Source organism: Pseudomonas sp. SF2 (genome assembly GCF_036858055.1).
Classification (GTDB): Bacteria; Pseudomonadota; Gammaproteobacteria; order Pseudomonadales; family Pseudomonadaceae; genus Aquipseudomonas.
Genome location: NZ_JAMBDI010000048.1, coordinates 55,699 through 69,214, shown reverse-complemented (window position 1 = coordinate 69,214; position 13,516 = coordinate 55,699). Strand labels below are relative to the sequence as shown.

The following is a 13,516-nucleotide window of genomic DNA, read 5'->3' as shown; positions in this document are numbered from 1 at the left end:
TCCTTCCTATGCAATTGAGGTTGAGAGTCAAGCTTTGCGGCCCAGCATGCGGGTCAGGGTCGCGTCACGATCGATGAAATGGTGCTTGAGCGCTGCCAAGGCATGCAGCACGGCAAAAATCACCAAGCCCCAGGCCAGCCAGAGATGAATCACGCCAGCCAGGTCTGCCTGGTCGGGCAGGTCGCTGACCAGTGCCGGCACTTCGAACAGGCCGAACACCGGAATGCCGACACCGTCGGCAGTGGAAATCAGGTAACCGGCGATCATTACCGCGAACAGCCCCAGATACAGGGCCAGGTGGCCCAGCTTGGCCGCCAGGCGGGTGAGTGCACCGTGGTTGGCCGGTGCCGGTGGTGGCGGGCTGATGAAGCGCCAGACCACCCGCAGCAGCATCACTGCCAACAGCACCAGGCCGATGCTCTTGTGCAGGTCCGGGCCGGCCTTGCGCCAAGGGCTGTAGTAGTCGAGACCGACCATCCACAGGCCCAGGCCGAACAGGCCGAACACTGCCAGAGCCACGCCCCAGTGCAGGACGATGCTGACCACGCCGTAGCGAGAAGGTGAATTGCGCAGTTGCATGTTGACGTGTTTCCCCGTGAAAGCTGTGCACAGACTAACGCGTAACGTATCGAATAAAAGCGGAAAAAATTGCTTTGGATTATCGAGAAATCCGATATTTATTCTGTAAGCTTCCCATTAAGGAAACATTAACGATAGACGGAGCGTTCGCGGTTGCCAGTGCCGGCCCTTTCGCGGGTAAACCCGCTCCCACAGGTCCGGCACAGGTATCAGAAACTGCGCCGACCCTGTGGGAGCGGGTTTACCCGCGAAAGGGCCGGCACTGCCAATAAATCAACCGGCCTTGGCTTGGGTATTGGCTACAGCTTTCTTGGCCGGTTCGGACTTGGCAGTCGCTTTCTTGGCCTCGGCAGGCTTGTGGGCCGGTTTGTGCGCCGGTGCATGCCTGGCAGGTGCAGCCTTGGTCGCAGCAGGCTTGGCCGCCGCTTCCTTGGCCACAGGCGCTGGCGTAACCGGGGCCGGCGCGGCTTGTGGCGCTGGCACAGGTGCCGGCACCACTTCCTCGGCCTTGGCAATCGGCTCGGCCTTCACCTCAGGCTTGTCCGCCCCGCCAAACAGGCGCTTGAAGAAGCCTGGTTTGTCCTGCTTGGCCTCATCGACCGCCTTCGGCTCAGCGTTGGCCGGGGCCTTGTCTGCCTTGTCGCGCTTGTCGGACGAGCCACCGAACAGGTTGGAGAAGAACCCGCCCTTGCTCTCCTTGGCCGCTACGGCGCCTGCCGCTGCCGCCGCCGCCACCGGTGCCGCCTTGGCCGGGTCGAACGACTTGCCGGCCAGCAGGTCCTGCACCTGGCTGGCCGCGCGCTGGCCACTGCGCAGGGCGCCTTCCAGGGTACCTGGGTAGAGGGCGTCGGTATGCTCACCGGCAAAGGTGATGCGCTGCACCGGGCGCTCCCACAGGCGCCAGTACTTGCTGATCTGCCCCGGGCCATAGGCCAGGTAGGCGCCGCCGGTACCGGCGTCGGTGCTGTAGCGCTTGACCTCGTAGCCGGTAAACGAACCACGGGCCTGTGGGTAGAACGCATGCAGGCGGATCAGCACCTGGTCGACCATCTGCTTGTCGCCAAAGGCCTGCAGCAGACGGGCGTTGTCACCGGACAGGTTGATCACCACGTTGGCGCCACCCTTGAGCGCAGGCTCGATCCACAGCATGCCCAAACCAGCGTTACTGAAGATTTCGCCCGACATGCGCGCGCGGCTTTCCCACACCGGCTTCTTGAACTTGAGCATCAGCTGGTCGCGCCAGCCATAGTTGGTGCCCTTCAACGCCGCCAGGTGCTGGCTGTCCAGGCCCGGGGTCATCTGGATCTTGGCCAGGGCGCGCAGGGGCACGGCCATGACCAGGTAATCCGCCTGGTAACCGACGCTGCCGACCTTGACCGTGACACCGTCCTTGTCCTGGACGATGGAGGTCACCGGCGAACTGGTCTTGATGGTCTTCAGTTGCTTGACGAAGGCCTGGGCCAGCACCGGGCTGCCGCCGGGCAGGCGTGCGGCACGCAGGTCACGGTCGCTGACACCGCGATACACGCGGTTCTGCTGGGCGAAGTACAGCAGCGACAGGCGTGATGGCTCATCGTAGCGGGTACGGATCTGCTGGTTGACCAGCTGACGGGCAGTGGTCGGCAGTTGCAGCTTGTCCAGCCAGGTGGAGACGTTGATCTGGTCGAGGGCGAACAGCGTGCTGTTGGCCTGCGGGTTCAGCGGGTCGTCGATCGAACGGGCCAGGTCGTCGAGGGTTTTTTCGTAACGCTTGAGCGCCTCGGCGGTGGCTGGCTGCTTGGTGGCCAGGTCGGTGGCGCTGAAATACTCGCCGTCGATCAGGTAACCGGGGGTACGCACGAACTCCGGTGCCGGCAGTGTTTCAAGTTTGAAACGGTCGAGGTACTGGTTGAGCACCGGCTGCGCCTTGGCGTTGCCGATCCACTCGCTGGTGGCCAGGCCCGAGCGCCCGCCCATGCCCGGTTTGGCTTCCAGCAGCGTCACCTGCCAGCCTTTGTTCTGCAGCTCGTAGGCGGCCGTCAGGCCCGCCAGGCCGCCACCCACGACGATCGCCGAGGGCGTCTTGTCCTTTGCCAGCGCAGCGCCGCTGGACACACCAATCAATACCAACGCGCACAGGCGCACCCAAGCAGCAGCCATGTCGGCGAACTCCGAGTCAGGGGTTACAGAAACGGGGAGAGGCAGGAATGCCCCGGGAGAGATGCGTTAAGAATACGTCAGGTCCGCCGGCCCTGCCAGCGCAGTGACATCAAGTCCTTTTGGCAACTGACATTTTTGCCTGCGGCCCTGCCACACGGTGGCAAGCGAAGCTGGCAAGCCGATGAACAGCAGCGGTTGTCCTGCCCTGCGGCATTGCTTAGGCTTACGCGGTCGAACCAAGCCGCGAAGCCAGGAGAAGTGCCCATGGGCCTCAATGATCAGTGGATGCAACGCGACCTCAAGGTCCTGTGGCACCCCTGCACCCAGATGAAAGACCACGAGCAGCTGCCGCTGATCCCGATCAGGCGCGGCGAAGGCGTGTGGCTGGAAGACTTCGAAGGCAAGCGTTACCTGGATGCGGTGAGCAGCTGGTGGGTCAACGTGTTTGGCCACGCCAACCCGCGTATCAACCAGCGCATCAAGGACCAGGTCGACCAGCTGGAGCACGTGATCCTGGCCGGCTTCAGCCACCAGCCGGTGATCGAGCTGTCCGAACGCCTGGTGGCCATGACCCCGGCCGGCCTCGACCGGGTGTTCTATGCCGACAACGGTTCGTCCTGCATCGAAGTGGCGCTGAAGATGAGCTTCCACTACTGGCAGAACGTCGGCAAACCGGGCAAGAAGCGCTTCGTCACCCTGACCAACAGCTACCACGGCGAAACCATCGCCGCCATGTCGGTCGGCGATGTGCCGCTGTTCACCGAAACCTACAAGGCGCTGCTGCTCGACACCCTGAAGGTGCCCAGCCCCGATTGCTACCTGCGCCCCGAGGGCATGAGCTGGGAGGAGCACTCGCGCAACATGTTCCAGGCCATGGAGCAGACCCTGGCCGAGCACCACGCCTCGATCAGCGCGGTGATCGTCGAGCCGCTGATCCAGGGTGCCGGCGGCATGCGCATGTACCACCCGGTGTACCTCAAGCTGCTGCGCGAGGCCTGTGACCGCTACGACGTGCACCTGATCCACGACGAGATCGCCGTGGGCTTTGGCCGCACCGGCACGATGTTCGCCTGCGAACAGGCCGGCATCCGCCCGGACTTCCTGTGCCTGTCCAAGGCCCTGACCGGCGGCTATCTGCCGCTGGCCGCCTGCCTGACCACCGACAAGGTGTACCAGGCGTTCTACGACGACTACCCGACCCTGCGCGCGTTCCTCCACTCGCACAGCTACACCGGCAACCCGCTGGCCTGCGCCGCGGCGCTGGCGACCCTGGACATCTTCGAGCAAGACAACGTGATCGAGGCCAACAAGGCCCTGGCCACACACATGGCCAGCGCCACCGCGCACCTGGCCGACCACGCGCATGTGGCCGAGATTCGCCAGACCGGCATGGCCCTGGCGATCGAGATGGTCCAGGACAAGGCCGGCAAGGTCGCCTACCCGTGGCAGGAACGGCGTGGCCTGAAGGTGTTCGAGCATGCCCTGACGCGTGGCGCCCTGCTGCGCCCGCTGGGCAGCGTGGTGTACTTCCTGCCGCCGTATGTGATTACGCCGGAGCAGATCGACTTCCTGGCAGAAGTGGCCGGCGAAGGCATCGACATTGCCACCCGCGATAGCGTCAGCGTGGCCGTACCGGCCAACTTCCACCCCGACTTCCGCGACCCGGGCTAGGTCCTACAGCCTGCCGCCTAACCCTGTGGGAGCGGGTTCACCCGCGAATGCGATAGTGGACTCACCGCCGCATTCGCGGGTAAACCCGCTCCCACAGGGTCACATGTTCCCTTTTCGTCCGAGCTGAACCATGAGACTGTCCCGCTTTTTCATCGACGCCCCCCTGAGCCTTGGCGAGCACGACCTGCCCGAAGCCCAGGCCCACTACATCGGTCGCGTGCTGCGCATGGCCCCCGGCGACGCCGTGCAGCTGTTCGACGGCAGCGGCCAGGAATACCGCGGCCAGTTGCTCGAAGTGGGCAAGAAAACCGTCCGCGTCAGCCTCGACCAGGCCCTGGCCGGCCAGGCCGATTCACCCCTGCACGTCCACCTCGGCCAAGGCCTGTCCCGTGGCGAGCGCATGGACTGGGCGATCCAGAAGGCCACCGAGCTGGGCGCGAACGAAATAACCCCGATCGTCAGTGAACGCTGCGAAGTGCGGCTGAAGGACGAACGCGCCGACAAGCGCCTGGCCCACTGGCGCCAGGTGGCGATCAGCGCCTGCGAACAATGCGGCCGCTCGACCTTGCCGGTCATCCACCCGCCAGTGACTCTGGCCGAATGGCTCAATAGTGCCAAGGCCGACCTGAAACTGGTCCTGCACCCGGTGGCCGAACCGCTCACCAGCCACGCCAAGCCTGCCACCCTGGCCTTCCTGATCGGCCCCGAAGGCGGCCTGAGCGAAGCGGAGGTCGAGCAGGCCAAGGCTGCCGGTTTCCACGCCGCACGCCTTGGCCCGCGGGTACTGCGCACCGAAACCGCACCGGTGGTGGCACTGTCGGTGGCGCAGCAACTGTGGGGCGACTTTTAACTAACGCACGTAGAGCGACACCGCCACGAAGTGCATGAGGCTGCCGGCGATCACGAACAGGTGCCAGATGCCATGCCAGTGGCGGAAGCGGCTGTCGAAGGCGAAGAAGATGATGCCGACGGTGTAGAACACCCCGCCGGCGGCAAGCCAGGCAAAGCCGGCGCTGCCGAGCGAGTGCAGCAACGGCTTGACCGCCACCAGCACGATCCAGCCCATCACCGCATAGATGATGATCGACAGGATGCGCGCCTCGGAGCGCGGCTTGATCTCCTGCAGCATGCCGATCACCGCCAGCCCCCAGACCACCCCGAACAGGCTCCAGCCCCAGGGGCCGCGCAGGCTGACCAGGCAGAACGGCGTGTAGCTGCCGGCAATCAGCAGGTAGATCGACAGGTGATCGAGCTTGCGCATGATCACTTTCGCCCGCCCGCGAGTGCTGTGGTACAGGGTGGAAATGCTGTACAGCAACAGCAAGGTGCCGCCGTAGATGGAGAAACTGACGATCTTCCACGGGTCGCCCTGCAGGCCCGCGACCACGATCAGCCAGATGGCACCGATACAGGCCAGGACGGCACCGACCAGGTGGGTCCAGGCGTTGAAGCGTTCACCGTGATACATGCAAACACAGACCTCCTGAGGTGGGCTGGGTTCCTGCGTCCTTCTGCTACGGCCTCTTCGCGGGTAAACCCGCTCCCACAGGTACGGCACCGCCCTCAGGCTTTTTGGGACCCCTGTGGGAGCGGGTTCACCCGCGAAGAGGCCCTGTGCCTTACATCCTAACCAAAGTCAGGTTGCAGTTCCGCGTCACGCACCAGCCGTTCCAGCCCGACCAGGTCCGGCACCCGCGCCACCTGTTCGCCCACCTGCACCGCCGCCAGCTCCAGGCGCCCCAGCGCCACGTCCACGTAATTAAGCTGGCTGTCGAGCTTGCACGAGCGCGGAATGTCCTGCAGCAACACTGCCAGGTAACGCAGCCCGGTATCACCCAAAGCATTGAGCACCACTACGCGCGCCCGCTCGCCGCAGGGTGTCTCGCCACCGCACGCGGCCTCGAAGCCGATCAGCGGCAGGCGCTGCTGGCGCCAGTCGATCCAGCCCAGGTGCCAGGCCGGCTCGCCGCGCTGGCACACCAGATTGCGCTGGCCACTCAGTTCGGCCACCGCCACGTTGGGCAACACCAGGGTACGGTCGCCCAATGGCAGCAAAAGCCCGGTCAGGCTGCTGCGCTGGCCGGCGATCAGTTCAAGCATGGGTCTGGCTCCAGTGGGCAATGCTCTGCAACAGAACCGACTCCTGGTACGGCTTGCCCAGGTATTCGTTGACGCCGATGGCCATGGCACGGTCGCGGTGCTTCTGCCCGGTGCGCGACGTGATCATGATGATCGGCAAGTCTTTCAGCCGCTCGTCACGGCGAATGCGTGTGGCCACCTCGAAGCCGTCCATGCGCGGCATCTCGATGTCCAGCAGCAATACATCAGGGCGGTGTTCTTCCAGCAGGGCCATGGCATCGACCCCGTCCTTGGCCGTCAGCACGCTCATGCCATGGCGCTCCAGCAGGCGGCTGGTGACCTTGCGCACGGTCACCGAGTCGTCCACCACCATGACCAGCAAGGCCCGCCGCGGCGCCGGGCCGAACACCTGGCGCTGGGCCCCGCCGCCGCCCGGCAGGCGCGCCAGGCGCCGCTGCTGGCCACGCAACTGGCCCAGCAGGTCGAGAATCAACACCACCCGGCCATCGCCCAGCAGCGTCGCCCCCGACAACCCGGCAACGGCAGCAAACTGCGGCCCCAGGCTCTTCACCACGATCTCGCGGCTGGGCGACAAGCTGTCGGCCTGGATGGCGAATGACTGCTCCTGGGAATGCACCAGCAGTACCGGTAGCGGCACGCTCTGTCCGAGCAATGCCGGGCGCGGCATGCCCTGCAGCAGTTCACCCAGGTAGCGCAGCTCGTATTCGTGGCCGGCGTACACATAACGCGGGGCGTCCAGCTGGTAGCACGCTGCCAGTTCAGCCGCCGGCACCCGGACGATGCCCTCGATGGTGTTCAGCGGAATGGCGTACTGCTCTTCGCCCAGGTGCACCATCAGCGCACGGTTGACCGACACGGTGAATGGCAGGCGGATCAGGAAGCGCGCGCCCTTGCCCTGGGCCGACTCGATACTCATCGAGCCGCCCAGCTGCTTGACCTCTTCGTGTACCACGTCCATGCCCAGACCACGCCCGGAAATCTGGGTGATTTTCTCGGCAGTGGAAAAGCCCGGGCGCAGGATGAACTGGAGGATCTCGTGATCGCTCAAATGCGCCTGTGGGTCCAGCAGGCCACGCTTGATGGCCTTGCGGCGCACCGCTTCCAGTGGCACGCCGGCACCGTCGTCGGTCATTTCGATAACGATGTCTGCGCCTTCGTGCAGTAAATTCAGGTGAATGGTGCCCTGCTCCGGCTTGCCGGCGGCCAGGCGCATTTCGCGGCTTTCCAGGCCATGGTCGACGGCGTTGCGCAGCATGTGCTCCAGCGGCGCCACCATGCGTTCGAGCACGCTGCGGTCCAGTTCGCCCTCGGCATTGCCGACCACCAGTTCCACCTGCTTGCCCAGCTCGCTGGCCACCTGCCGCACCACACGCTGCAAGCGTGGCACCAGGCGCTCGAAGGGCACCATCAGGGTGGCGGTCAGACCTTCCTGCAACTGGCTGTTCACTCGCGCCTGCTGCTGCAGCAGGCTGTAGGCTTCCTGGGCACGATGTGCCAGGGTTTCCTTGAGGTCGAGCAAGTCCGAGGCGGACTCGAACAGGGCCCGCGACAGCTGCTGCAGCTGCGAGTGGCGGTCCATTTCCAGCGGGTCGAAGTCGTCATAGGCATCGCCTTCGAACTGCTGCCGGCTGGAGATCCGCCCTTGGGTTTCGATGTCCAGGCGCAGCAACTGGTCGCGCATGCGCTCGAGGGTGGTTTCCATCTCGTTGAGGGTGAACTGCGCATCGTTGACCTGCTGCTCGATGCGCCCACGGATGACCGAGTGCTCACCGGCCAGGTTGCCCAGGTCGTCGAGCAACTCGGCATCGACCTTGACCATGTCGCCCGGTACCCGCTCCGGTGCCACCGCCGGCGCCTCAATGGTCGCAGCCTCGATCGGCCCCTGGCCGGCGGCGCTGTCGGCAAGGGCCGAGAAGCTGAAGTTGCGAATGTAGTCGATCAGCGCCGTGGCGGCATGCAACGGCTGCCCCAGGCGCACGGCATCGAGCATGTGCGCCAGGCGGTCATGGCAGTTCTGCAGCAAGGCGAACAGGGGCGCGCTCGGCGGCATGCGGCCAGCGGCCAGCAGCTCGTAGAGGAACTCCAGCTCGTGGGCCAGGTCGCCGATCGGCGCAATTTCGACCATGCGCGCCACACCCTTGAGGGTGTGCAGGTCGCGCATCAGGTTGTCCACCTCGACGCTGCTGCGCGGGTCGGCCTGCCAGCGCGCCAGGGCTGCGGCGGCGCTCTCGACGATGTCCGAGCTTTCTTCGAGGAAAACTTCCAGCAGCTCTTCGCCAGGGCTTTCCGGCTCTTCGACCAGCGGCTCAGCCACTGCCGGCAGCGAAGGGTTGTGCGCCAGCCCCAGGCCAAGGGTATCTGCCAGGTCCATGTCCGGGTGCAGCGGCGTGACCGTGTCGATGCCCACCAGGCCGGTGGCCTCCGCTGCCAGGGCCTGGCCCAGCAGGTTGCGCAGGCTGTCGACCAGCTCCGGCCGTGGCGGGATATCCTGCCCGGCCGCCACTTCGTCGAGCATGTCCAGCAGGGCTTCATGGGCCCGCTGCGCCTGGGCGAAGAAGCGCGCATCGGCGGGCAGGCTGCCCTCCTCCACGGCACCGTACAGGTCGAGCAAGGCTTCGCACACGTCATCCATCTGCCACAGGTCGGCCAGGTGCGCGGCGTGCCCCAGGGTGGTCAGTTCGTCGAGCAGGGAATCCAACGCATCGCGCTGGCCGGGCTGTTCCTGCCAGCGCGACAGCAACGACTCGGCATCCAGCAGGATATCCATGGCCTGGGCCAGGAAACTGGCGATCAACTGCGGGTCACGCTTGTTGCGCCGCGCATGCTGCGGGTCGTCATGCAAGCTGGCCAGGCGCCCATCCACCGCCTGGCCGACCTGCTCGATCAGCTCCGCGGCGCCCGGGATGGCCGCCAGCGGCGTGCTGTCGAGTTGCGCCAGGCCTAGATGGAACAGCGAATGCGCCGCTTCCAGCCATTCGATCTCGGCCATTTGCAGGGGCAGTTGGTGGCCCTTGTATTCACGAGCCAGGCGATCGAAGGCGGTGGCCAGTTCAGCGACCGGCATCACTCCGGCCATGGCGGCACTGCCCTTGAGCGTGTGCAGGGCGCGCTGCAGGCTATCGCTGACCGACGTGTCGTGGCCGTCGGCACCCTGCAGGAAAGCCTCCAGGCTGGCCAGGTGACCCTGCGCCTCGCTGCGGAAAATGTCGAGCAGCTGCGGGTCGAGGCCATCGATATCGGCCACTACGGGGGCATCGTTTTCGGCCAGGGCATGCAGGTGCCCGGCCAGTCGCTCGATTGCCGTCAGTTGCGGCAACTGGCCGGCGGCAAAGTCGGCCAGCAGGTCGGGCAGGTGGACGAACACCTGCTGCAGGGCCACTACGCCTTCCGGGCTGAGCACGCTGCGGCCCTCGAGTACCCGGTTCAACAGGTGCTCGGCGCCCCAGGCCAGCTCGGCCACCGCCTCGGCATGTACCATGCGGCCACTGCCCTTGAGCGTATGCAAGGCGCGGCGCACTTCTCCCAGTGCCTCGCGCTGCTGGTTGTCGGCACGCCAGCGCAGCCAGTGGCGCTCGATTTCCGGCAGCAGTTCACCGGCCTCGTCGAGAAACACTTCGCGCAACTCGTCATCGATGCCATCAGCGCTGCCATCGTGGCCTGCAGTGGCCTCGACCAGCGCGCAGTGCACGCCCAGCGTCGCCAGGCTGGCGCGCGCCATGTCGATGAACGGCTGGCCATCCGCCAATGGGTCCGCCACCCGCCATTGCAGGTAGCATTCGGCGGCGCTCAGGGCCTCGGCCAGGTGCCTCAGCTCGTCGGCCGGCGGCTCTACCTCCAGGTGCTGCAGCCAGCGCTGCACATAGCTGGCGCAACCGGCAAACAGCTCGGCCACAGCCGGTAGCATCAACATCGCCAGCGCCCCGCGAATCTGCTGCAACAACCCTGGCAAGGGTTGCAGGCGTTGCCGCGGCCAGTCGGACTCCAGGCAATCGCCGATCAGGTCCTTGGCCTGCTGCAGCACGTTCAGCGACTCGTTCAACACCAGTTGGCGGATCTCGGCCAGGTCCGAGCCCGGCAGGCCACCCTGGCCGTTTTCCTCCAGCGGGCCGACCATGCCATTGAGCGTGGCCTCCACATACAGCAGGGCCCCCGCTACATCCATCAACACCGCGTCATCCACCACCCGCTCGCCCTGGGCCAGGGCCTGCAGCGCCAGCACCTGGTCGATGATCACCCGGCGTGGCTGCTGGAAGCCCAGCACCGCCAGGGTGTCGGCCACGTGGCGCAGCGGTGCCAGCAGGGCATCGAGCTGCTCGCTGTGCTGGCGATCGCTGCGCACGAACTGGTCCAGGCGCTCCTTGATGCGCATCAGGTCATCGCACAGCGCGGTCACCACCGAGCGCAGGGCATCGCGGCCCGGCCCGGCCTGCAACTGCTCGCGCCAGTTGCCCAGCGACAGGTCGAGGTTGGCCAGGTCGTCGGCACCGGCAAAGCGTTGGGTGGCACCGCTGATCAGGCTGGCCTGGGCCAATGGCTCCTCGCCACGGCAGGCACGCAGCTGGTTGAGCAGCGGCAGCATCACCAGTGGCAGGTCGTGGCGGGCGCCGCGCAAGCGCTCCAGGTACGAGGGCAATTGCTCCAGGCCGCGGAACAACGCCCCCAGGCAATCACCACGGGGGCTGACCTGGCCATCGGCCAGGGCCTTGGCGAACAGCTCCAGTTCTTCGGCCAGGCGCGTGGCGCCGCGCAGTTCGAGCATGCGCAGGCAGCCGTGCACCTGGTGCAGGTTATCGACCACGAACGCCAGCATCGACAGGTCGCCCGGCTCGCCGGCAAAGCGCTCCAGCGCCTGGCGCGCCTGGCCCAGGCAGTCGAGGATGGCAGCCCTGGTCCAGGCCAGCGCCACCGTGTCGTGGCGCTCGGGGCTTACAGCAACTACAGCCATGGGCACTCCTCGGCGCTGCTCTTCAGTTGGGCTCTTTGGGTGGCGGCAGGGTAAACCCGGACACCGAACGGCGCATCTCGCTGGCCATGCGCGCCAGGTGGCGGATGCTGTCGGCGGTGGCGCCGGAGCCGGCGGAGGTCTGCGCGGTAATCTGCTGGATGACCGCCATGGTGTGGGAGATCTGCCCGGCCGACGAAGTCTGCAACTGGGCGGCATCGGAGATGCTGTGGATAAGGTCGGCGAGGTTCTGCGAAACACCCTCGATCTCGGCCAGCGCCACCCCGGCATCCTGGGCCAGGCGGGCACCGCGCACCACTTCGGCGGTGGTCTGCTCCATGGAGATCACCGCCTCGTTGGTGTCGGCCTGGATGGTGCGCACCAGCGCCTCGATCTGCCGGGTGGCCGACGACGAGCGTTCGGCCAGGCGCTGTACCTCGTCGGCGACCACGGCAAAACCACGGCCGGCCTCGCCGGCCAGCGAGGCCTGGATCGCCGCATTGAGGGCGAGGATGTTGGTCTGGTCGGCAATGTCGTCGATCAGGCTGACGATGTCGCCGATTTCCTGGGAGGACTCACCGAGGCGCTTGATCCGTTTGGCGGTGTCCTGGATCTGCTCGCGAATGTTGTCCATGCCGTTGATGGTGTTGTGCACCACCTCGTTGCCCTTGTTGGCGATCGCCACCGAGCGCTCGGCCACCTTGGCCGACTCGTAGGCGTGCGCCGAAACCCGGTCGATCGACTCGACCATGTCGCCGACCGCCTCGGACGCCTCGCTGATCTGCTCGGCCTGGTGCTCGGAGGCCTTGGCCAGCTGGCGTGCGGTGTTCTGCGTGTCCTGCACGGCGGCAGCGACCTGCATCGCGCTGTGGTTGATGGTGGCGACCAGGTCGCGCAATTGGTCCACGGAATAGTTGATCGAGTCGGCAATGGCGCCGGTAAAGTCTTCGGTCACCGATACGGTCACGGTCAGGTCGCCGTCAGCCAGCTCTTCGATTTCGTCGAGCAGGCGCATGATCGCCTGCTGGTTGCGTTCGTTCTTTTCCGCTGTCTCGCGCAGTTGACGGTTGGTGGTGCGCACCATGACCAGGCCGATGAGGATGATCGAAGCCAGCGCCAGCAGCCCCAGGGCATAGCCGCCGACGGTGTCGAGGGTGCGCCCGCCAGCCAGGTTCTCGAAGCCGTTGGCCAGGTACGAGGCCTCGTCGAGCAGGGTTTGCGACAGGCTGAAGATATTGCCCGCGGCCTCGCGCACGCGGAACAGTTCCGGCGAGGTTTCGAGGATTTCATCCACCGAGCCGGCAACGAACTGGAACAGCTCGGCAATTTCGGCCAGGCGCGCGCGGGCGTCGGCATCCTCGACACGGGTCACCTGGATCGCCCCGTTGCCACTGAGCATGCCCTCAAGCACCTGGCCGAAGCGCCCGGCATCGCGGCCAAAGGCGTCGGCCGCCTGGGCCGCGGTGTCGTCACCGGCCAGCACGGTGTTGACCGAGCCGAGGATGCGTTCGGCCAACAGCAGTTGGCGCTGGGCCACTGCCACCTGGTTGGCCGGGGCGCCGCTCTGCAGCAGGATCTCGACCACTTTCTCGTATTCCACCTGCAACTGCGGCACGGTCTCGGCCAGGGTTGCCGCCACCTGGTGCAGTGACAGCACGGTCTGCTCGCTGGCGAGGATGGTGTCGGTGTTCTTGCGCAGGCTTTCCCAGTCGCGGCGTACCGCTTCCATCTCGTCACGCACCGTGGGCGGCGCAGGCGGCAGGCCGGTGGACTTGTCACCCTCGCGCAGGTAGCCCCAGCGCCGTTCGAAATCGTTGCGCGCGTCCGACAGCAGCTTGAAGGCCAGGGCCTTGCCGGTGGCGGCTTCGGTGGCATTCTTGGCGATGCGCTGCGACAGCACCCGCAGTTCGCCGGCGTGGCCGATGTACTGCTTGTCGTAGTTGGACTGGGTGTTCAGGTAGGCGAAGTTGGCGAACAGCAGGATGATCGACAGGATCAGGATCAGGAACAGCACGGTGATCTGCGCGATGCTGCGGGTACGTGGGGTCACGGTAGTGACGGGGGTGGCAGGCTTGTTCACGTTCG

General features: G+C 65.9%; 8 protein-coding genes. 2 read left to right on the top strand and 6 right to left on the bottom strand.

Annotation, left to right across the window (positions count from 1 at the left end; genetic code table 11):
• Positions 1 to 27: 27 nt before the first annotated feature.
• Both M2S36_RS22410 and M2S36_RS22405 read right to left on the bottom strand, forming a co-directional pair.
• Entirely contained in the window at positions 28 to 579 is a 552-nt protein-coding gene (locus M2S36_RS22410; protein ID WP_207828532.1) for a cytochrome b, read from the bottom strand.
• A gap of 273 nt (positions 580 to 852) precedes the next feature.
• Complete coding sequence (locus M2S36_RS22405) at positions 853 to 2,718, bottom strand: flavin monoamine oxidase family protein (protein WP_233694669.1); 1,866 nt, start codon at positions 2,716 to 2,718, stop codon at positions 853 to 855.
• A 264-nt stretch (positions 2,719 to 2,982) separates the two neighbouring features.
• Here M2S36_RS22405 and M2S36_RS22400 point away from each other — a divergent pair, with 264 nt between their 5' ends.
• Together M2S36_RS22400 and M2S36_RS22395 are read left to right on the top strand one after the other, a co-directional pair.
• A complete protein-coding gene (locus tag M2S36_RS22400; RefSeq protein WP_333957868.1) occupies positions 2,983 to 4,389 on the top strand; it encodes an adenosylmethionine--8-amino-7-oxononanoate transaminase in 1,407 nt (468 codons plus the stop codon).
• A gap of 130 nt (positions 4,390 to 4,519) precedes the next feature.
• Positions 4,520 to 5,239, top strand: a complete 720-nt coding sequence (locus tag M2S36_RS22395; RefSeq protein WP_207828526.1) for a 16S rRNA (uracil(1498)-N(3))-methyltransferase — start codon at positions 4,520 to 4,522, stop codon at positions 5,237 to 5,239.
• Here M2S36_RS22395 and trhA read toward each other — a convergent pair whose 3' ends face one another.
• From trhA to M2S36_RS22375, 4 genes are all read right to left on the bottom strand, one after another.
• Positions 5,240 to 5,857, bottom strand: a complete 618-nt coding sequence (gene trhA, locus M2S36_RS22390; RefSeq protein ID WP_063911994.1) for a PAQR family membrane homeostasis protein TrhA — start codon at positions 5,855 to 5,857, stop codon at positions 5,240 to 5,242.
• 158 nt (positions 5,858 to 6,015) lie between these two features.
• Positions 6,016 to 6,489, bottom strand: a complete 474-nt coding sequence (locus M2S36_RS22385) for a chemotaxis protein CheW (RefSeq protein WP_207828523.1) — start codon at positions 6,487 to 6,489, stop codon at positions 6,016 to 6,018.
• The gene (locus M2S36_RS22380; RefSeq protein ID WP_333957866.1) at positions 6,482 to 11,434 is read right to left on the bottom strand and encodes a hybrid sensor histidine kinase/response regulator; all 4,953 of its coding nucleotides are present in this window, start codon (positions 11,432 to 11,434) and stop codon (positions 6,482 to 6,484) included. Before M2S36_RS22380 ends, M2S36_RS22385 begins: the two co-directional genes overlap by 8 nt.
• Positions 11,435 to 11,456: 22 nt before the next feature.
• Positions 11,457 to 13,511: a methyl-accepting chemotaxis protein gene (locus tag M2S36_RS22375; RefSeq protein ID WP_207828510.1), complete on the bottom strand. Its 2,055-nt coding sequence runs from the start codon at positions 13,509 to 13,511 to the stop codon at positions 11,457 to 11,459.
• Positions 13,512 to 13,516 lie beyond the last annotated feature (5 nt).

What these genes read in the sequence shown, in the direction of transcription:
- M2S36_RS22405 (WP_233694669.1), bottom strand. Translation starts at nt 2,718, where the DNA reads ATGGCTGCTGCTTGGGTGCGCCTGTGCGCGTTGGTATTGATTGGTGTG.
- M2S36_RS22385 (WP_207828523.1), bottom strand. Translation starts at nt 6,489, where the DNA reads ATGCTTGAACTGATCGCCGGCCAGCGCAGCAGCCTGACCGGGCTTTTG.
- M2S36_RS22395 (WP_207828526.1), top strand. Translation starts at nt 4,520, where the DNA reads ATGAGACTGTCCCGCTTTTTCATCGACGCCCCCCTGAGCCTTGGCGAG.
- M2S36_RS22380 (WP_333957866.1), bottom strand. Translation starts at nt 11,434, where the DNA reads ATGGCTGTAGTTGCTGTAAGCCCCGAGCGCCACGACACGGTGGCGCTG.
- M2S36_RS22410 (WP_207828532.1), bottom strand. Translation starts at nt 579, where the DNA reads ATGCAACTGCGCAATTCACCTTCTCGCTACGGCGTGGTCAGCATCGTC.
- M2S36_RS22400 (WP_333957868.1), top strand. Translation starts at nt 2,983, where the DNA reads ATGGGCCTCAATGATCAGTGGATGCAACGCGACCTCAAGGTCCTGTGG.
- trhA (WP_063911994.1), bottom strand. Translation starts at nt 5,857, where the DNA reads ATGTATCACGGTGAACGCTTCAACGCCTGGACCCACCTGGTCGGTGCC.